Source organism: Desulfovibrio legallii, assembly GCF_004309735.1.
GTDB classification, from domain to species: Bacteria; Desulfobacterota; Desulfovibrionia; order Desulfovibrionales; family Desulfovibrionaceae; genus Desulfovibrio; species Desulfovibrio legallii.
This window is the reverse complement of the sequence record NZ_SIXC01000001.1, coordinates 116,418-135,850: the sequence shown is the minus strand read 5'-3', so window position 1 is coordinate 135,850 and position 19,433 is coordinate 116,418. Positions and strand designations below refer to the sequence as shown.

Sequence of the window (19,433 nt, the reverse complement as noted above, 5' to 3'; positions counted from 1 at the left end):
AAAGCACTGCCGTGCGCGGGCTGCAGTTACTTTGCGGCCCGCGCCTTTCGGCTGGAGAACTGTGTATGGAAAACTATGTGGCAAAACACGACAAACTCATGCGTCTGCTCCAGATGCACATTGAAAGCGCCACGCCGGAACACGCCGTGGTCACCATGCCCCTTACCCCTGACCACCGCAACGGCATGGGCTTTGCCCACGGCGGGGCCATCTTTTCCCTGGCCGACGTGGCCTTCGGTGCAGCGGCCAATGCCGGCAAGCTGACCGGCGTGGTGAGCCTTTCCACGGCCATCGAATTTCTGCGCCCCGGCAAAACCGGCCCCCTGCGCGCCGAAGCCATTGCCGTACGCCGCGGCGCGCACATCCAGAGCTATGACGTCATGGTCTATGACAGTGATGGATCTCTCATTGCCCGCTGCATGGCTTCCGGCTACCAGACTGACATTGCCCTGCCCGCATAGCGGAGCGAACAGTGTTTTCGCAGAGGAATGGGGATTTGTAGAAAACGTTATTTTTCATATAAATGCACCTAGCCTCCCCTGCGCAAAGAAAACGGCGGATTTTTGCGGATTACGGACTTGAGTCCGCTGCACGCAAAAATCCGCCGCTGTCATCACGAGCGCAAAAAGTTGTTTTTTGTCCAAACGGGACGGTAGCGCGTCAGCTCGCCGTTATGCGGGCTGCGCAGCTGCGCCCTTTCGTCCCGTTTTGCCGGGTGAGGAACGCTTGCGCCTCCACGCCGGGCGTCTGTTTGGCAACCCCAGGGCATTGCAACATGCAATGCCCTATGCGTCCGCCAGAGGCAGACTGAGGCAAAAACTGGCCCCCCCTTCGGGGCGGTTGACGGCCGTCAGCGCGCCATTGCGGGCCTGAGCCAGCGAACGGGCTACGGCCAGGCCCAGGCCTGCATACCGGCCTAGGGACTGCCCCTGTCCAGAGGTCTGGTCCGGCGTCTGCGGGCGGCTTTGCAGCGTCCGCGTGCTGAAGAAGGGTTCAAAGATATGAGGCAAAACTTCGGCCGCAATGCCGGGGCCGTTGTCCTCCACCCAGAGGTCGTACCAGCCCCGATCCTGCGCCGCCTCCCGACGCACGGATCCCCGTATGTGCAACGTCCCGCCTTGCGGCATGGCGTCCAGCGCATTTTCCACCAGATGCAGCAGAATCTGACGCAGTTCCGGCAGGGATCCCAACGGCCGGGCCGGGCCGTCCGGCAGGGCAATGCGGCAGACCACGCCGCTCTGCTCCACACGGGCGTGCAAGAGCTCCAGTACCGCGTCTATGGCAGCAGCCACGTCCAGGGGGCCGGTGCGCGGGTCCAGGCCGTGCCCCACCATGAGCAGCTTTCTGGTAATTTCACGTACGCGCAGACTCTGCGTGCGGATGAGGGCCACGGCCTCACGCGCCTCGTCCACTTCGGGCAGGGCCGCGGCTTCGGGCGCGTCCAGACAGTCCCGCACCAGGCCAGCGGCCTGCACAATGATGTTCAGAGGGTTGTTGACCTCGTGGGCCACGCCTTCAGCCACCCGGCCCAGACTGCGCCAACGGGCGGCCTCGGCCAGCCGGGCGGCCTCCTCCCTGGCGCGGGCGCGCTCGTCGGCCTTGCGGCATTCGGCCAGCACATCGTCCAGACGTACAGGCTTGGAAAGCCAGTTCAGCGCCCCACGCCGCATGGCCTGTACGGCTTTACCCATGTCTGCTGCGCCGGAGAGCATGACCACATCCGTGCGCGGATATTTTTCACGTAAAACTTTAAGCAGCGCCACGCCGTCCATGCCCGGCAGGCCCACATCCAGAAAGATCAGATCGCAATCCTGCCGTTCCAAAGAGGCCAACGCCTCCGGGGCATCCGCCGCCGTGGCCGTTTCCACGCCGCGCAGGCTGAGGCGCTCCGCCAGGGGGCGGGCAAAGGCGGCCTCGTCGTCCACAATAAGCACCCGCATGGGTCAAGCCCTCCGCAGTCAGTGCTGCCCGCCCTGTGTCCCGGCCCTCTCTGCCCACAGCGCCGGGCAGGAAGGCCAAGGCGAATCCTGGGGGGCTCAAGCCCCCCAGACCACCGGAGGCGGCTTGCAACACCAGACCGTGTTCCACATCCGTATGCCGTTGCGCCGCGTCATTTATTGTGTTCGTCCAGGACGTCCTTTTCGTTCAACACGTCGCGGGCGGCGTCAAAATCGCCGCCTTCGGCCAGAGAAACGGCCACCATGGCGTTTTCCACCTTGTCGCGATAGGCCATGCGGATGCTGCTCAGCAGCTCGTCGATGTCCATGGGCTTTTTAAGGAAGTTGTACGCGCCCATGCGGTAGGCCGTCTGCTCTTCCGCATCCCCGCCGTGGCCGGTGAGGATGATGACCTGCACCTGCGGATTGCTTTTCTTTACATTGCGCAGCACTTCAAAGCCGTCCATGCCGGGCATGCGCAGGTCCAGAACGATGACGTCCGTGGGTTGCTCCACGGCCTTGAGGGCCTGCGGCCCGTCGTAAGCCACGCGCGCCTCAAAGCCGCGCATGGACAAGCGTTCGGCCAGGGTGTCCACAAACTGCTTTTCGTCGTCCACAAGCAAAATTTTGATGTCTTCTTTGGTCATGGAACCATGCTCCTTGCAGGCCCGCCAGCACGGGCCGGTTATGCGCCCTCGCCAGCGCAGGCCGAAATGGAAAGAAAAAACCGCTGCCCCGCGTCCCGCCAGGGCATGAGCGCCGCCCGCCAGCCGGGCCTGAGGCCGTCCAGCAGAGGGCTGCCGGTCATGACTGAAAAAGCCATCTCCCGATTGGGGCCCTCCGTCACTTCCACAATAATGCCCTCTTCTTTCTGCCGCTGCCCCGCCGCAAAACGCAGGGTCACCTGCCCGCCCACGGAGGCGCAGAGGTCAAAAACTTCCAACAGCGCGCGCAACACGGCCAGGGCAGGCACCGGAGCCCACACGGGCTCTTCCGTTTCGCGGTACTCCAGTTTGATCTGCGCGGCTCGCGCGTGCCGCGCCGCCAACAGGCAGAAGGTGCGGCAGACCCGCGCCAGATCGCAGGGGCCGGCGCTGTCCGCGCTTTCCGCGCCGCCGGCCTGGGCCATGTGGTCCATGCCCTCGGCCAAAGCTGCGCCCTGAACCACCGCCCGCTGCACTTCGCTCAGGGCTGTGGCAAGCCGCTCGTGCCGGGCCGCCCCCCCCTCGCGGGCCGCCAAGGCGGCCAGGTCCTGCGCCAGCCCCGCTGATTCACGGATAACGGCCAGCACATTGCGCATGTCGTGGACAGCCGAGGCCAGCAGTCTGGCCATGCACTGACTCTCGTTCATGGACGCCCTCCCCCGCTGTCGTCGGCGCCGGCCGCGCCTTCACGGGCGGCAGCCTGCACAGCCGCCAGAAAGTCCCTGAAGGCCAGGGGTTTAGTCAGGCAGGCCGAAGCCTGGGCCAGGGGGCAGACGCCATTGTCGTCCACGGCCTCGTGCCCGGTGAGCACAATGACGGGCAGGCCGGGATGGGCGGCTTTGAGGCGATGCAAGGCCTCGTCCCCGGAAAGGCCGGGCATGAGCAGGTCCAGCACGGCCACGTCGGGGGTATCTTTGTCCGCCTCTTGCAGGGCGCTCAGTCCGTCATAAACCACGCGGACGTCATAGCCGCGCAGGCGCAGGCGTTCCGCCAGGGTATCCACAAAGTCTTTTTCGTCGTCAGCCAACAGTATGCGCAAGGCCATGCTACACCTCCCCCGCGCCTTCGGGAGGGGTCAGGGGCAGGGTTACCCGCACGGTGCTGCCCTTGCCCTCTTCACTCTCCACATGGATGTCGCCGCCCAGGCGACGTACAATGCCGTAGGTGATGAACATGCCGAGGCCCGTACCCTTGTCTTTTTTAGTGGAATAGAAGGGCTCAAAGATATGCCGGAGCACGTCGGGCGACATGCCTTTGCCGTTGTCGCTCACGGCCACTTCCAACCCCTGCGGACCAAGCGCGGTGCAGACGACTTTGATAAAGCGTCCATTGTCCGGACCGCCCGCGCGCTCCACTGCCGCCACGGCGTCCAGGGCGTTGCCCAGGATGTTCAGAAAGATCTGTTGCAGCTCGCCCCTGTCCGAAACAATTTCTGGCAAATCCTGCGGCAAGTCCGCCTCCAGGCGCACCCCCCGGTTTTTGGCCTCGCGCTCCAGAAAACTCATGGTTTCGGTAATTACTTCCTCCACATGCAGGCTCTGGCGGTTGGCCTCCATGCGTCGGGCAAAGCCCAGCAGGCGGTGGGTAATGCCGCGGGCGCGCTCCACCGTGCTCTCGATACTGGTCAGCAAAGCGGAAAAACGCTCCTTGTCCGCAGGGTCGCTGACCACTTTGCCCATATCCAGCAAATCCTGGGCCAGGCCCGCTTTTTCATAAATAACGGCCAGGGGGTTGTTGACCTCGTGGGCCACGCCCGCAGCCAGTCGGCCGATGGAAGAAAGTTTCTGGTTGTGCTCCATCTGGGCAAACACGGCCACCCGTCGCTCGTCGCTGGCCTGCAGCCGGTTGATCAGGTGCTTCATGAGAAAGTGCGAAACCAGCACGATAAGGGCCACGCCGCCGCAGAGCACCAGCAAAAGTTCGGTGCGCAGGGCCGACCAGGGACGAAAAGCGTCGGCCACGGGCTTGACGGCCAGGAGCATGAACTCCGTGCCCGCCAGGGTGCAGGAGGCCACCATGAGGTTGCGGCCAGAGGCGTCAGTTATGCGGCGCACCACAGTTTCGTGCGAGGCCGGCGGCAGAGACAGGGGCAGGGTTTCCAGAGCCTTGCCGTAGAGATTGGAATCGGTCTGCAGCACGCCTTCGCGGTCCACCAGAAAAACGTCTGTGTCCTGCTCCGGCCCCACGGTGGAAACGATCTGCTGCACACGCAACGTATCCGTAGCCACACGCAGGGTCCAGGACTGGCCGCTTTCCTGCAGCCGATGCACGGCCACCACCAGGTGCGGGTAGCCCCGGTAGCCCAGGAAGGCGTTGCTCAGATAGCGACCCTTGATTTCGGCCTCCCGCAACCAGGGTTTGCCAGCGTAGTCCGCGCCCTTGAGCTTATACGGCCCCACATACCCCACCTGACGGCCTTCGGCGTCCACCAGTCCCATATCCACAAAGCCCTGAAACTCGCTCTTGAGGGACAGAAAAACCCGGTTGAGGGTGCGTTCGTCCGCCAGATCCTCAAAGGTATAGGCGTGCGCCAGGAAGCCCACGGTGGAGACCCGTTCGCCCAAATACAGCTCCAGAGCCGCCTGGGATTTGCGGGCCAGGGCATAAACCGGGCTTTCCATCTCCCGCCCCAGGGTGCGCGTATACTGCAGATGGCTGATGGCCGAAAGCAGCAAGAGCGGCGTAACGGAAACGGCCACCATAAGCAGCGTCATAAGCCGCCGCAGAGAACGGTAACGCCCCGGCGAAATATCTTCCGGCACTTCCAGCAGATGACCGAAAGACTGTTTGAGAATGGCGAACATGGGCTCCTCCTGGTCTGCGCCGCAAGCTGGGGTGTCACAACCGTTTTTGCGTCACAGCGGGTCTCGGGACGGCGCGCGCCGGGCCGGGCTGTGGGGACGGCCGCCAGAGCGGCCGCCGCAAGGCCACAGCCCCAAGGCTGCGGCTAGTGTCCGCCGGCCACCAGGATGCCGGAGGCCGCCAGACTGAGCACCAGCACTTCGGCGATGGCAATGCTCATCATAAGCCACTCCTTGTGCTTGGCCAGGGTCCAGGCCAACTGAATGAAGCAGAAGATGGTCAGCGCCGCCAGAAAGGCTATGCCTACGAAGTTGCATATATCGCCCTTGGCCACCAAGGCAAGCCACCCCCAGCCCTGAGGGATGTTCCCGGCCGCGCGGTATTCGGCCGCGCTGTGGGTCCACAACCGGGGCAGTTCGTCCAGGGGAATCTGGGGCGTCAGCACGCCGAAGACGTACAGCGCGTAGGTGATAAGCATAATGATAAAGCCCAGCAGCGCGCCGTAAAACAGCGTGTCCGCATAGCGCAGTTGCGCTGGCGAAGCCTTGATTTCGTTCCGCAAGTCTTTGGTCTGCATTTGTATACTCCCTTATATATCCGGACTTACCAGCCCAGTCCCTTGAGCAGGGCCTTGGCCCCGGAGAAGAAGAGCACGATAATGACCATATACCGGATGAACTTGGGCTTGGCCACGGCCAGAAGACGCACACCCACCACGGATCCCAGCATAAGCCCCACGATGGAAGGCACAGCCATGAGCGGGATGACGCAGCCCTGGTTCAGATAGACCCAGGCGGCGGAAGTATCGGTGATGGAGAGCAGGAACTTGGAAGTGCCCACGCCCACCTTGAGGGGAACGCCCATGAGCAGGTTGAGCACTGGCACGTTGGCCCAGCCGGCTCCCAGACCGAACATGCCGGCCATGATGCCGATGGCAATAAAGAGCAGCAAACCCACCAGGGTGCGGTGGGTTTTCCACTCCACCACTTCGCCGGTGCTGGGTTCCAGAAACACGCCGTTCATGCCCAAGGCCAGGCCCACGGCATCCTGTTTGGTCACCACGGGACGCACGGAGTTTTTGGACATGAGCAGCAGTACGGCAATGCCCAGAATGGTCGCGCCAAGGCAGGTCTGTACTACATTGGTGGGCAGAGCCAGACCCAGCATGGCGCCCACAATGGCGCAGGCTGAGGCAATGAGCGCCACGGGCAGGGCCAGACGCAGGTTGGCGAAGTTACGCCGCAACAGACCGGGACCGGCGGCCAGCGCGCCCGCCAGGGCCACCAGCAGACCCGCGCCGCGCACGAAGTCCAGATGGAAGGGAAAGAAGCCGCTGACCAGAGGCACAAACAGAACGCCGCCGCCCACGCCGGCCATCACCGCGATAATGCCGAGGATAAAGCAGAAAAACAGCAGTGCCGTGGGCCAGAACCACCAGGGGTGGTTGTCCACTGGCGCCAGATCGGGCGTCTGGGTGGCCGGAGGCGTGGCCCCCTCCGGCGCGACCTGCAGGGTCGTGCCTGCGGCGTCCGGTGCGGCCGTCGCGGCCGGATCGTTTTGCGCCGCTACCTGGACTGCGGGCGTGGCGGCACTTTGCGCCCATGCTCCCACGGGCCCCGCCAGAAGCAGCAGCAAAGCCACCATAAGCGGCCACAGCCGCCGTGCCCCAAACCTTGCCCCCAGAACAGGGGCCGCACTCAAATCACACGCCATTGTATCCCCCTTGCGGCCAGATGCCGATGCGTTGTTTCTGACAAAGCCAGACTAGCCTCCGGCAAGGGCCTGGGCCATCGGGAGTTTCCTGATTTGTGAATTTTTGCCTAAGGGTTTTCCCCAATAGGGGGGCGCCGCCAGATGGGCGCATGGCGCCACGGCGGCGTCAGGAACGCCGCCCATAATGGGGCTGCCCCCTGGCTGCAGCTAAACTTTGACCAGACCGTGGCGGATGGCGATTTTGACCAGATCGCCCACGGAAGCGGCCTTGAGCTTGGTGAGCAGATTGTACTTATGGGTTTCCACTGTTTTGGGGCTGATGAACAGCTCGCCAGCAATGGCCTTGACGCTTTTGCCGTCCGCCAGCAGGCGAAAAATCTGCTTTTCGCGCGGGGAAAGGGCGCGCAGATCGGCGGCGGCGTCGCCCACGGCGCTGTCGGCGGCGCGGCGCTCACGCAGCAGGGCGGCCATGCGCCCGCCGGGGTCGGGAAAGGTCACAAAAATTTCACCCCGCCGCACGCTTTCAATGGCTCGCAGCAGTACGCCCGGCGGTTCGGACTTGCGCACATGGCCCATGATGCCCAGGTCCACCAGTTCCGGCAGCCAACGCTGGTCCTCAAGGCCGGTATAGACCACAATGCGGACGCGGGGCTGCACTTCCAGTACGGCCCTGCCCGTCTCCACCCCATTCATGCCCGGCAGGCCCAGGTCCAGCACCACCAGATGCGGCGAGAGCGCGGCGGCCAAGGCCACGGCCTCGCCGCCGCTGCAGGCCATGCCCACCACCCGCAGATGCCCGTAAGGGGCTAGCAGGCTGCGCACGCCCTCCATAAGCAGTTTATGGTCGTCCACCAGCAGGATGCGGCAGACTTCGCCCGGTGTTTCCGGCATATGCGGCTGCGCTCCCCGGCAACGGTCCCGCCGGACCACACGACGGCGGCGGCCTGGGTTAAAGGATGAACAGCGTGGCCAGCCCCAGAAAGATAAAAAAACCCGCGCCATCGGTAATGGTGGTCAGAAAAATGCTGGACGCCTGCGCCGGGTCGCGCCCCAGGGCGCGGAAGAGCAGCGGAATGGAGCCGCCCGCCACCGCGCCCAGCAACATATCGCAGAGCAGCGCGCCGCCCATGACGCCCCCCACCTTGGCCTGCCCGGTAAACCACCACGCCGCGCAGAAGGCCGTGACGGCCATGACCATGCCGGTGACGATGCCGATCTTGCCTTCGCGCAGTACGGCCATCCAGGCTTTCTTCTGGTCAAAGCGGTCTGTGGCCAGCTGGCGGATCATGACGGCCAGGGCCTGTTGGCCCGTATTGCCCGCCTGGTTGGCCACCATGGGCATGAGCACGGCCAGCACGGCCATCTGGGCGATGGAACCTTCAAACATATAGACCACGGAAGCGGAAAGAGCGGAATTGATCATATTCACAAACAGCCAGGGCAGACGCTTGCGCACACTCTCCTTCCAGGGGGTGTCCACGCTTTCTTCCGGGTCCGCGCCCACCATGCCCAGCATGTCTGCGCTGGCTTCCTCGTGCATGATGTCCATGATATCGTCGTAGGTCACCACGCCCATAATATGCCCTTCGTTGTCCACCACGGGCATGGCCATATAATTGTAGTGCGAAAGCAGGCTGGCCACTTCGCGCTTGTCCGTATCGTAGGTGACGCTCACCACGCTCTGCCCGGCCACGGCATCGCCCACCACTGTGCCGGGGCGCGCCAGCATGAGGTCGCGCAGAGAAAGCACGCCCACCAGCACATGCTGGGCGTCCACCACATAGGCGTAGTACGGACTTTCCTTGTCGGCCATTTCGCTGCGAATATGGGCAATGGCCTCGTCCGCCGTAAAATTTTTTTCCAGCAGGATAAGCTCGGTATTCATGACGCCGCCGGCCGAGTCCGGGTCAAAGTTGAGCAGGCTGCGCAGCTCTTCGGAGCTCTCGCGGGTCAGCCGGCCCAGCAGGGCGTCGCGCCGGTCGGCGTCCAGTTCGTCCAGCACGTCGGCGGCGTCGTCCGGGGACATTTCGGCGATAATCTGGGCGGCCACGTCATCGTCCAGATTTTCCAGCACGTCCACGGCCATATTTTCGTCCAGCTCGGCCAGAGCCTCGGCGGCCTCCTCCTTAGGCATGCGCCGCAGGGTGCTGACCTGCTTTTCCAGGCTCAGATTCTCCAGATGGTCGGCCATGTCCGCCGGGTGGACAAATTCCGCGTCAGTATAGGCGGCGGCGTCCACACGGGTGTTTTCGCGCTCCAGGTCGGCCACTTCAGCGTCGCCGGCCTCGGCATTGTCCTGCACAACCGGGACGATGGGCGGCGCTTCAGGTGCGGGCGCGGGCGAAAGGGCTGAGGCGATATCGGAAGAAGGGACAGTGGTTGCGCACGGCTGGGGAAAAGAGGCTGGCGAAGAAGCCGGAATGTCGACGACCGTCCTCTCCGGCGCGGGAGAGGATTGCGCCCCCGCGTCGCCCTGGGCAGATGGGGCAACACGGTCTTCCGGAGAAAAAACAGTAGATTTTTCGGTGCGGAGGTCAGCCATACACGTCAGTACCCTGGTACGTTACGAATCAAAAAACAACGCCGTCGCGGACGCTTGCGCCCATAGGCACACAGCTTGACGCGCGCCACGGGGCATTCTAAGTAGGTGTCAGAAACCCGGCAAGCCTGCAAAGGCCTGCTGCAACCCTATGCCAACCGGCGCGCCGTCCAGGGGTTCCGGCCCGTTGACGGGCGCCTTTTCACTTAGCACGCGGAAGCGGAGGGGACAAGCGCAATGTTCACGTCATGGGCCGCCTTCTTTACCCCTGAAGGCCGGCCGCTGCTACAAAAGGCCATTGCCCTGGCCCTGGAAGAGGACGGCCCGGAGCTTACCGCCCGGGCCCTGTTTGCGCCCGATGCGCAACTGCACGCGGTCATCCGGGCCAAGGAAGCCACCCTGGTGGTGGGCCTGCCCGTTATCGGCGAAGTGCTGCGCGCTCTCGACGCGCCCTTCCACTGGCAAGCGCTGGCCCCGGAGGCCGGCGCCGTGCCCGCCATGACAGAAGTGGCCCGCATCACGGCTCCGGCCGAACCCCTGCTCAAGGCCGAGCGGGTCATCCTCAATTTCATCACCCACCTTTCGGGCATTGCCAACCTCACGGCCCGCTACGTACGGGAACTGGAAGGCACGGGCGTACGCCTGCTGGACACGCGCAAAACCACCCCCGGCCTGCGCTGGCCGGAGAAATACGCCGTCCAAGCGGGCGGCGGCTGCAACCACCGCATCAACCTGGCGCAAATGCTCATGCTCAAAGATAACCACATTGACGCGGCGGGTTCCATTGCCGCTGCCGTGGCCGCCCTGCGCGCGCGGTACGCGCCCTGCCCGCCCATAGAGGTGGAATGCCGCACCCCGGGCCACGTGCGCGAGGCCCTGGCCGCCGGGGTGGAACGCGTCATGATGGACAACATGGAGGGCGCGGCCCTTGCCCAGGCGCTGGCGCTGGTTCCACCTGAAGTGGAAGCCGAAGTGAGCGGCGGCGTGCGCCTGGAAAACATCCGCGCCATTGCCCTGACCCAACCGCGTCGGCCCGATTTCATTTCCGTGGGCAGACTTACCCACTCCGCCGTGGCCGCCGACTTCAGCATGACCCTGCTTCCGGCCTGACCGGGCCGTTTTTTTCAAGGACAGTATTATGGAAGATTTGCACGCCGCCATCACGCGCCTCAAGGAGCGTCTGGGCGCAAGCCTCTGTATTATGGGGCACCACTACCAGAATGACGCTGTGGTGCGTCACTGCGACATCACCGGCGATTCTCTGGAACTGGCCCGCCGGGTGCCCTCGGTGACGGCCGAACACATTGTCTTTTGCGGCGTCTATTTCATGGGCGAATCGGCCGCCCTGCTGGCCAAGCCCGGCCAACACGTCTACCTGCCCAGTCTGGACGCGGACTGCCTCATGTCCCGCATGACGCCGGCCCCCCTAGCCCGCAAGGTGCTGGAAGAGCTCACCGCCCAGGGCCGCAAGGTGGTGCCCCTGGCCTACGTCAATACTGACCTGGCCCTCAAGGCCGTGGTGGGCGAGTACGGCGGGGCCGTGTGCACTTCAGCCAATGCCGCCACCATGCTGCGCTGGGCGCTGGACCAGGGCGACAGCGTACTTTTTTTGCCGGACAGGCATCTGGGCGACAATACGGCCACGGGCCTGGGCATTGCGCCAGCGGACCGGCACGTGCTGCGCATCGGCTCCAAAGGGCTGGTCGCTCCCGATACGCAGGCTCTGGACAGAAAGCTGCTGCTCTGGCCGGGCTGTTGCGCCATCCACGCCCGCTTCGAGCCGCAGGACATCCTGGATATGCGCGCCGCCCACCCCGGCTGCCGGGTCATTGCCCACCCCGAATGCCGTGAAGAGGTGGTGGCCCTCTGCGACGGGGCCGGATCCACATCCTACCTCATCAAGGAGGCCGCCCGCGTGGCCAGCGAAAACCCCGGCAGCACGCTGGTTATTGCCACGGAAAACAATCTGGTGCGCCGCCTGGCGGCCCGCCACGCCGGGCAGTGCGACATAATCCCCCTGGGACACGCCATCTGTGGCAACATGGCCAAGGTGACGGAAAAAAAACTTTATGATATATTGAGGCGCATTGCGGACGGCGCCGCCACCCCGCTGGTTGTGGAGAAGGCCCTTTGTCCCCCCGCCCGCCTCTCCCTAACCCGCATGCTCCAGGCCTGCGGACTGTGAGGAAGCTATGAGCACTCCCACCCGGCGGCATGTGCCCGTGCTGATCATCGGCTCCGGCGTTGCCGGCTGCACGGCGGCCCTTACCCTGGCCGACGCCGGTCATGACGTTCTGCTGATCAATGCAGGCGAAGACTTGGCCGACGGCAATTCCGAACTGGCTCAGGGCGGCATCATCTACCGTGCCGCCCCCTCAACGGCCATTCCCGACGACGCCCGCGCTCTGGAAAAAGACATTCTGGTGGCCGGGCACGACTACAACTATCGCAAGGCCGTGCGTTACCTCTGCCGCCAGGGCCCGCGCTGCGTGGAACGCATGCTGATGGAGCGCGCGGGCGTGGAATTTGACCGCAACCCCGACGGCAGCTTCAACCTTACGCGGGAGGGGGGGCACGCCGCCCCGCGCATCCTGCACCGGGCCGATTACTCCGGCAAGGCCATCATGGACGGCCTCACCGCCCAGGTGCGCAAACATCCGCGCATCACCAGACTGCACCGTCGTGCGGCCATCGACCTCCTGACCAGTCACCACCAGGCCAGAACCTCGCAGTACCGCTACGAGGTGGGCAACCGTTGCCTGGGCGCCTATGTGCTCAACGAAGAAAGCGGCGAACCGGAAACCATCCTGGCCGACTGGACCGTGCTGGCTACCGGCGGCGTGGGGCAGGTTTTTCTGCATTCCACCAACACACCGGGCTGCGTGGGCACGAGCGTTTCCATGGCCTTCCGCGCCGGTGTGGCCCTGGCCAATCTGGAATTTATGCAGTTCCACCCCACGGCGCTCTATGAAGAACGCACCAACCGCCGCTCCCTCATCACCGAGGCCATGCGCGGCGAGGGAGCCCGCCTGCTGGATCAGAAAGGCCACGCCTTTATGCGCAATTACGACCCCAGGGGGGACCTGGCCCCTCGCGACGTAGTGGCCCAGGCCATGATGGAAGAAATGCTCCACAGCGGCGCGCCCTGCTTGTTCCTGGACGTGAGCTGCGTGAAGCAGGATCTGCCCACGCGCTTTCCCACGGTATTTGAAACCTGCCGCCAGGCCGGCATCGACATCCGCAAAGAGCCCATCCCCGTGGTGCCCGCCGCCCACTACTTCTGCGGCGGCGTGCTTACGGACATCAACGGCCGCACCTCCATGCGCGGGCTGTACGCCGTCGGCGAATGCGCCTGCACGGGCTTACACGGGGCCAACCGTCTGGCCAGCACGTCCCTTCTGGAGGCCTTGGTCTGGGGCATGAGCTGCGGCAAGGATCTGGCCCGGCGCTGCACGTCCGAGCGCGGCCTGCCCACAGCTTTGGCCAGGGCCATCCCTGACTGGCAGCACGAAGGCAACGAGCGCAACGACGACCCGGCCCTGGTGGCCCAGGACTGGACCAACATCCGCAACACCATGTGGAACTATGTGGGCATTTCGCGCACTGAAGCCCGATTGCGCCGCGCCTTTGAAGACATGCGCGATCAGGTGCGCCATATCCACGATTTTTACAAACGCACCCATATTTCACGACGTTTGGTGGACCTCTTCCACGGTTCGCAGACGGCCTACGCCATCACCCAGGCCGCCATGCGCAACCGTACAAGTCTGGGCTGCCACCACAGGGTGGACTGACGCGCGGACAAGGACGACAGGAGCATGAAAAAATTCCTTTTGCCGCTGGCTCTCGCCGGCGCGCTGACTCTTACCCTGCTGCTGGGGATCAACTTTGTGCTGCGCCCCCATGTGGAGCGGGAGGTGCTGCAAAGTCTGCAGCACATCAGCCTTTCGTCCGGGGGGCAACCCTATGAGACCTCGGCGGACCAGGTGACTCTGGCCCCTTTTTCCCGCGATTTGACCATCCGGGGCCTCACCTTTCGCGGGCACAGCCCGGAAGGCCCGCTGGCCTACACCGTGGCCGAGGCCCATGTGCGCCTGCCCGTACGCATATTGCTGGCCTTTACGCCCCTGCGGCCCCTGGCCTTGCCCAAAGAAGGCCTTGTGCCCGTGGCCCAGAATGTGGACCTGCGCAACGTGGTTCTGCGCACCCCGCAGGCCCGCGGCGTGCTGCAGCACGAAACCATTGATGTGCTCCGGGCTGACGCGGCCCTGGCGGCCGAAGCTCTGGCCCCTGCCCAAATCATGGATGCGGCCGATATCCTCTACCGCATGGGGGCGGACAACCTCCGCGCCCGTTTCATAACGGTAGAAATTCCCGGCAGCGCAGGCCTGACTCGCATGACCATCGATACAGCGGAGCTGCGACGCTGGCAGGGCGGAAGTATGGGCGCATTTGACCTGAGCGACCTGCGCCTGGCCGTCAACGGCAGGGAGGCGCTGCGTCTGGGCCGCCTGGAGCAGCGGGACATCCATCTGCCGCATGAGGATACGCTCCGTCGGCTGATGGACGTGGCGGACAAGACCGGGGCCGGCATGGACAGAGCCCTGGCGGCCCTCATCCCTCTTACGGACTCCATGCTGGCCGCCAATCCGCCCTTGTTGGGCGGCCTGCGGGCCGCGGACCTGGATCTGAGCCTGGGCAACAAAAACATCCGCGTGCGTCAGGTGCGCTTCCGCTGGCTTTCCACCGCACCGCGTCACAGCCTGAGCCAGGTGGAAGGCCTGGACCTCCCTGAGGGCACGCTGGAATTACTCACCGGTCTGAACCTGCCCGCCACAGTGGCGGACCTGAGCTTCGAAAGCCGCAAAACAGGACTCCACCAAAGCTGGGAAAAGGCTTCCGTGCGGGCCACGGGCCTGGGCGACCTCAACTGCGCCTTGACCATCCACGACGCGGGCCAGGGAGCAAGTCTCCTGCTGCAGCGTTACAGCGGGCTCAGCCTGACCTTCACGGACGCGGGCCTGACCAGCCTCTTGGTGCGCGCGCTGGCTCCGGAATCGGACGAAGCCTTGGCCACACTCAACGCGGCCCTGGCCTCGCCATCTCTGACGACCACCCCCCAAAATCGAAACATCGGCAAGGCCCTGCGAACATTTTTCACCAGGCCGGGCACTCTGGAAGTGCGCACCCGCACGGAACGCCCCCTGGGTGCTGACGACCTGCTTCTGGCCAGCGAAAATCCCGGAGCCTTTTTTGACGTCACGGCCACGGCCGGACGTCTCACCATTGAAGAACAGCTGCGCGGACTGCCCCCTTCCGGCCAGCCCGCCGCCGGCCCCTCAGGTTTATGACATGCGCAAGCTCTGGCTGAAAAAACATGAAGACCGCCGTCTGCGGGCCGGGCACCTCTGGGTCTTCGGCAACGAGGTGGACGGGAGCAAAAGCCCCCTTCCCAGTTTTGAACCCGGCGAGGCGGCCACCCTCTGCGACGCGCGGGGCGCACCCCTGGGCAGCGTGTACGTCAATCCCGCCTCGCTCATCTGCGCGCGTCTTTACAGCCGTCGCCCGGAAACCGAGCTGGATGCGGCCTTGCTGCGTTCCCGCCTGACAGCGGCTTTGGCCCTGCGCGAGCGGCTCTACGCCGCACCCTGGTACCGCCTCTGCCACGGTGAAGGCGATTTTTTGCCCGGCCTGGTTCTGGACCGTTTTGACGGGCACCTCACCGTACAGCTTACCACCGCCGGCATGGAGCGCCGTAAGGAAGCCCTGGAAGCCTGCTTGCACGATCTGCTCGCCCCGACCTCCATTCTTTGGGATAATGACCTACCCGCCCGCGCCCTGGAGGGGCTTGACCGCGCCGTCGCCGCCTGGGGCCAGGCGCCGGAGGCGCTGGAAGTGCCGGAAAACGGTTGCCGCTTCTTGGCCCCTTGCGTCACGGGGCAGAAAACCGGCTGGTTCTATGACCAGCGACGCAACCGACGGGAGCTGGCGCGCTATGCCAAGGGCGCGGACGTATTGGATATTTTTAGCTATGTGGGCGGCTTTGGCGTAACGGCCGCCGCCGCGGGCGCGGCTTCGGTGACCTTTGTGGACGCGGCCCGCCCTGCTCTGGACTACGCCCTGACCAATGCCGCCGCCAACGCGCCGCACTGCGCGGCCCAGGCCCTCTGCGGCGACGCCTTCCAAGTCTTGCGTGAACTGCGTGAAACGGGCCGCCGCTTTGGCTGCATCAGTCTGGATCCGCCCGCCTTCATCAAACGCCGCAAGGACAGAGCGCAGGGGCTGGCCGCCTACCGCCAGGCCGCAGTTTTGGCCGTATCCCTGCTCAAACCCGGCGGCGTGCTGGCCAGCTCCTCCTGTTCGCACCATCTGGAGGCGCAAGAACTGCGCGACTGCTTGACGCAGGCCGCCGCCAAGAGCAAACTGCATACCCGGCTGCTGTTTGCGGGAGGTCAGGGACCGGACCACCCCGTTCAGGCCGCCATGCCGGAAACGGCGTACCTTAAATGCTATATCGCCCAGGTGGGCCCATAAACAACAAGGAAGCGTCATGTTGAACAAAGTTCGCCTGCTCACCCCCGGCCCCACGCCTCTGCCCGAAAGGGTTCGTCTTGCCCTGGCCAAGGACATGATCCACCACCGCAAAAGCGAATTTATGGCCATTATGGGACGTGTGCAGGAAGGCTTGCGGACCCTTTTCGGCACTGCGGGGACAGTGCTGCCCCTGACCTCTTCCGGCACGGGCGCCATGACCGCCGCCGTGTACAACCTGTTTGCCCCCGGCGAAAAGGTGCTGGTGGTGGAAGGAGGCAAGTTCGGCCAGCGCTGGCGTGAAATCGCCGTCTCGCGCGGGCTGGAGGTGGTCACGGTCAGCGTGCCCTGGGGCAAGGCTGTGGAACCGCAGGACGTGGCCGACGCTTTGGCCGCAGACCCGGCTATTGTCGGCGTGCTGGTACAGCACTCCGAAACCTCCACGGGCGTGCTCCATCCCGTGCGCGAAATCGCCGCCGTCACCCGTAAGAGCCCCGCCCTGCTGCTGGTGGACGGCATCTCGGCCGTGGGCCTGGCCCCCTGTCCCATGGATCAATGGGGCATCGACTGCCTGGTGACGGGCTCACAGAAAGGACTGCTGCTGCCCCCTGGCCTGGCCCTGCTGGCTCTTTCTCCGCGCGGCTGGGAAAAGGCCGCCGCCACCGTCACCGGCTGTTTCTATTTCAACCTGCCCAAAGAGAAAGCAAAGGTGGAGCAGGGGCAAACCCTGTTCACCCCTGCCATCAACCTGCTGGTGGCCCTGGAGGAAAGCCTGGCCCTGCTGCTGGAAAACGGCCTGGAGGCCCTCTACGCCAAACAGTGGGCCCTGACCATGATGGCCCGCACGGGCGTCAGCGTCATGGGGCTGGAGCTTTTTGCCAAAAGCCATTTCTCCTGGGGTGTCACCAGCGTACTGCTGCCTCCGGGCGTGGACGGCGGAGCTGTGCTGCGCCGCGCGCAGGAGGAATTCGGCATCTGCATGGCCGGCGGGCAGGACCAATACAAGGGCCGTATGGTGCGCATCGGCCACATGGGCTGGGTGGACTGGGCCGATGTGGCGGCGGGGCTCTATGCCCTCAACCGCAGCCTGGCGGAAACAGGCGGCTTCAGCGGCGCGCGCGACTATCTGGAACAGTCCCTGGCAGCCTACCGCGCGGCCCTCAAGGACGGACCGGGCGTGCCCCTGCCGCCCGTATGCCGCTGACCCCCGGCGGCAGCTTGGGGGAAACCCGCTGGGGCATTACACCTTTGAAATGCCCTGGCGGTTGCGTGAGCAGACGCCCGCCGTGGAAACGCAAGCGCGATGTCTTTGCGCGGATAAACGCCGGAACGCGCGGGCCATAACCGTTGAGAATACCTATTCTCAAAAGTAGTCTGCTCTATGACGCTTCCGCAAGGCTTTGAGGCGCGGCAGTAGCGTCTTTTTTCTCAGACCCGTCGCCCGTCCGGCCAGATCCGATCCCGGCGGAGGGCAGGGGCAACAGCGCGCGGCCAGCGCGCCAGGAGTCCGTCATGACTGAAAAAAACTGTGGCTGCTCTGCCGGTCCCATGCCTGAAGTGACCTTCTCCACCTTTGTCATTTCTCTGGCTTCATCGGCGCTGGTGCAGCTCGGCGAGGTGCCCAATCCTGAAACCGGACAGACGGAAACAGACCTGCCCCTGGCCCGGCACAGTATCGACGTGCTGGAAATGCTGCGACGCAAGACCGAAAAATGTCTGGACGAGCAGGAAAGCAAGCTGCTGGAAAGCCTGCTCTATGAACTGCGCATGAAGTTCGTTATCCGTTGCGGCCCGGACTGCAGTGGTCGCTGACGGCCCTGCCCCCGCGACGGGGATTTTTTGTACTGAAAAAGCGCCCTCGCCACGGTTACGCCGCCGCAGGGCGCGCCGACGTTCGCAACCGACGTTCCAAAGGGATATGACATGAAAGTGATTTCCGTGGGTTTGGTGGGCATTACCGGGTATGCGGGCATGGAGCTGGCGCGCCTGCTGGCGGGGCATCCGTCCATGCGCCTGGGCATGGCCTGTTCCCGGGCCGAGGCAGGCCGTCGTCTGGGATCCTACTACCCATTTCTGGAACATCTGCCCGGCGCGGATGTGGTCATCAGCACCTTTGACCCACAAAAAGCGGCGGAGCTCTGCGAGGTGGTCTTCCTGGCCGTGCCCGCCGGCACAGCCATGGATATGGCTGAGCCCCTGTTGCGCGCCGGCGTAAAGGTGGTGGATCTTTCCGCCGACTTCCGCCTGCGCGACCCGGCCACCTATGCAGCCTGGTACAAGCGCGAACACGTCTGTACCGACCTGCTGCACAAGGCCGTCTACGGCCTGCCTGAACTCTACGGCGCGGACATTGCCCGCACCAGCCTGGTGGCCAATCCCGGCTGCTACCCCACGGCCACAATTCTGGGGCTCTATGCTGCGGTCAAAAACAACCTCGTCCACTGCGACGACCTGGTGGTGGACGCCAAATCCGGAGCCACGGGCGCGGGCCGCAAGGCCGCTGTGCCCACGCTGTTTTCCGAAGTTTCGGACAACTTCCGTGCCTACGGCCTGCCCACCCACCGGCATACGCCGGAAATCGAGCAGGAAATCTCCCTTCTGGCCGGACAGGACGTACGCCTTTCCTTCAATACCCACCTGCTGCCCACCAACAGGGGCATCCTCGCTACCATCTATACCCGGCTCAAAGACCCGCGTATGGATCTGGACGCCGTGCGCGCAGTCTATACCGAAACCTGGAGCCATAGTCCCTGGGTCCGCATCCTGCCCAAGGGGGCGCTGCCGGAAACGCGCTATGTGCGCGGCAGCATGTTCTGCGACCTGGGCCTGGTGGTGGACCCGCGCACCGGACGGCTGATCATTCTTTCGGCCATTGACAACCTCTGCCGCGGCGCTTCCGGCCAGGCCCTGGCCAACGCCAATCTCATGTGCGGCCTGCCGGTGGAGGCAGGGCTCAATAATCTGGCCCCACTGCCGTAAGCGCGGCACATTTGCAGCGGCAAAAGGCCAGGGCCGCCGCGCACGAGAGCAGCTTACCTGTGAGAATAGGCACGCTCACAGGTTACGGCACGCTCGTTCCGGCACTTAAGCGCGCAAATACATAGCGCTTGCGGCCTCCACGGCGGGAGGCTGTTTACGCAACCGCCAGGGCATTGCAATCTTAAAAAGAACCATATGGGCTCAGTGCGCTTTGGCCGAAGGTGGCGG

The 19,433-nt window shown here is 64.4% G+C and carries 18 protein-coding genes; 9 read left to right on the top strand and 9 right to left on the bottom strand.

Annotated elements, in window-relative coordinates; translation table 11 throughout:
* The first annotated feature begins 65 nt into the window (after positions 1–65).
* Positions 66–461, top strand: a complete 396-nt coding sequence (locus EB812_RS00545) for a PaaI family thioesterase (protein WP_118228984.1) — start codon at positions 66–68, stop codon at positions 459–461.
* A 324-nt stretch (positions 462–785) separates the two neighbouring features.
* On the opposite strand, the gene EB812_RS00540 is transcribed toward EB812_RS00545, so the two are convergent.
* The 9 genes from EB812_RS00540 to mgtE all read right to left on the bottom strand — a co-directional run bounded on the left by EB812_RS00540 (position 786) and on the right by mgtE (position 9,698).
* Positions 786–1,940 (bottom strand): hybrid sensor histidine kinase/response regulator, encoded by a 1,155-nt coding sequence (locus EB812_RS00540; protein ID WP_118228985.1) that lies wholly within the window; start codon positions 1,938–1,940, stop codon positions 786–788.
* Between the two features lie 170 nt (positions 1,941–2,110).
* Positions 2,111–2,584: a response regulator gene (locus EB812_RS00535; protein WP_118228986.1), complete on the bottom strand. Its 474-nt coding sequence runs from the start codon at positions 2,582–2,584 to the stop codon at positions 2,111–2,113.
* A gap of 38 nt (positions 2,585–2,622) precedes the next feature.
* A complete protein-coding gene (locus EB812_RS00530; RefSeq protein ID WP_118228987.1) occupies positions 2,623–3,288 on the bottom strand; it encodes a histidine kinase in 666 nt (221 codons plus the stop codon).
* Positions 3,285–3,686 (bottom strand): response regulator transcription factor, encoded by a 402-nt coding sequence (locus tag EB812_RS00525; RefSeq protein ID WP_118228988.1) that lies wholly within the window; start codon positions 3,684–3,686, stop codon positions 3,285–3,287. The genes EB812_RS00530 and EB812_RS00525 overlap by 4 nt, the downstream gene beginning before the upstream one ends.
* Before the next feature lies 1 nt (position 3,687).
* Positions 3,688–5,445 carry a sensor histidine kinase gene (locus EB812_RS00520; RefSeq protein ID WP_118228989.1) on the bottom strand — a complete coding sequence of 586 codons (1,758 nt, stop codon included), beginning with the start codon at positions 5,443–5,445 and terminating at the stop codon, positions 3,688–3,690.
* Positions 5,446–5,588: 143 nt separating this feature from the next.
* Positions 5,589–6,020, bottom strand: a complete 432-nt coding sequence (locus EB812_RS00515) for a DUF1634 domain-containing protein (RefSeq protein WP_118228990.1) — start codon at positions 6,018–6,020, stop codon at positions 5,589–5,591.
* 26 nt (positions 6,021–6,046) lie between these two features.
* Positions 6,047–7,156 carry a sulfite exporter TauE/SafE family protein gene (locus EB812_RS00510; protein WP_236031469.1) on the bottom strand — a complete coding sequence of 370 codons (1,110 nt, stop codon included), beginning with the start codon at positions 7,154–7,156 and terminating at the stop codon, positions 6,047–6,049.
* A 207-nt stretch (positions 7,157–7,363) separates the two neighbouring features.
* Complete coding sequence (locus EB812_RS00505; protein ID WP_118228991.1) at positions 7,364–8,047, bottom strand: LuxR C-terminal-related transcriptional regulator; 684 nt, start codon at positions 8,045–8,047, stop codon at positions 7,364–7,366.
* A gap of 58 nt (positions 8,048–8,105) precedes the next feature.
* The gene (mgtE, locus tag EB812_RS00500; RefSeq protein ID WP_242621143.1) at positions 8,106–9,698 is read right to left on the bottom strand and encodes a magnesium transporter; all 1,593 of its coding nucleotides are present in this window, start codon (positions 9,696–9,698) and stop codon (positions 8,106–8,108) included.
* 234 nt (positions 9,699–9,932) lie between these two features.
* On the opposite strand from mgtE, the gene nadC reads away from it, so the two are divergent.
* The 8 genes from nadC (at position 9,933) to argC (ending at position 19,205) form a co-directional block, all read left to right on the top strand.
* Entirely contained in the window at positions 9,933–10,805 is an 873-nt protein-coding gene (gene nadC / locus EB812_RS00495) for a carboxylating nicotinate-nucleotide diphosphorylase (protein WP_118228992.1), read from the top strand.
* 28 nt (positions 10,806–10,833) lie between these two features.
* Positions 10,834–11,880, top strand: coding sequence for a quinolinate synthase NadA (gene nadA / locus EB812_RS00490; RefSeq protein WP_130957702.1), 1,047 nt, complete (start codon positions 10,834–10,836; stop codon positions 11,878–11,880).
* A gap of 7 nt (positions 11,881–11,887) precedes the next feature.
* Positions 11,888–13,489, top strand: a complete 1,602-nt coding sequence (gene nadB / locus EB812_RS00485; protein WP_118228994.1) for an L-aspartate oxidase — start codon at positions 11,888–11,890, stop codon at positions 13,487–13,489.
* Between the two features lie 24 nt (positions 13,490–13,513).
* The gene (locus EB812_RS00480) at positions 13,514–15,046 is read left to right on the top strand and encodes a hypothetical protein (protein ID WP_118228995.1); all 1,533 of its coding nucleotides are present in this window, start codon (positions 13,514–13,516) and stop codon (positions 15,044–15,046) included.
* 1 nt (position 15,047) lies between these two features.
* Entirely contained in the window at positions 15,048–16,229 is a 1,182-nt protein-coding gene (locus EB812_RS00475; protein ID WP_130957701.1) for a class I SAM-dependent rRNA methyltransferase, read from the top strand.
* Positions 16,230–16,245: 16 nt separating this feature from the next.
* Positions 16,246–17,430 carry a pyridoxal-phosphate-dependent aminotransferase family protein gene (locus EB812_RS00470; RefSeq protein WP_118228997.1) on the top strand — a complete coding sequence of 395 codons (1,185 nt, stop codon included), beginning with the start codon at positions 16,246–16,248 and terminating at the stop codon, positions 17,428–17,430.
* A gap of 308 nt (positions 17,431–17,738) precedes the next feature.
* Positions 17,739–18,038 carry a DUF1844 domain-containing protein gene (locus tag EB812_RS00465; RefSeq protein WP_118228998.1) on the top strand — a complete coding sequence of 100 codons (300 nt, stop codon included), beginning with the start codon at positions 17,739–17,741 and terminating at the stop codon, positions 18,036–18,038.
* A gap of 111 nt (positions 18,039–18,149) precedes the next feature.
* Entirely contained in the window at positions 18,150–19,205 is a 1,056-nt protein-coding gene (argC, locus tag EB812_RS00460) for an N-acetyl-gamma-glutamyl-phosphate reductase (RefSeq protein WP_118228999.1), read from the top strand.
* Positions 19,206–19,433: the final 228 nt, after the last annotated feature.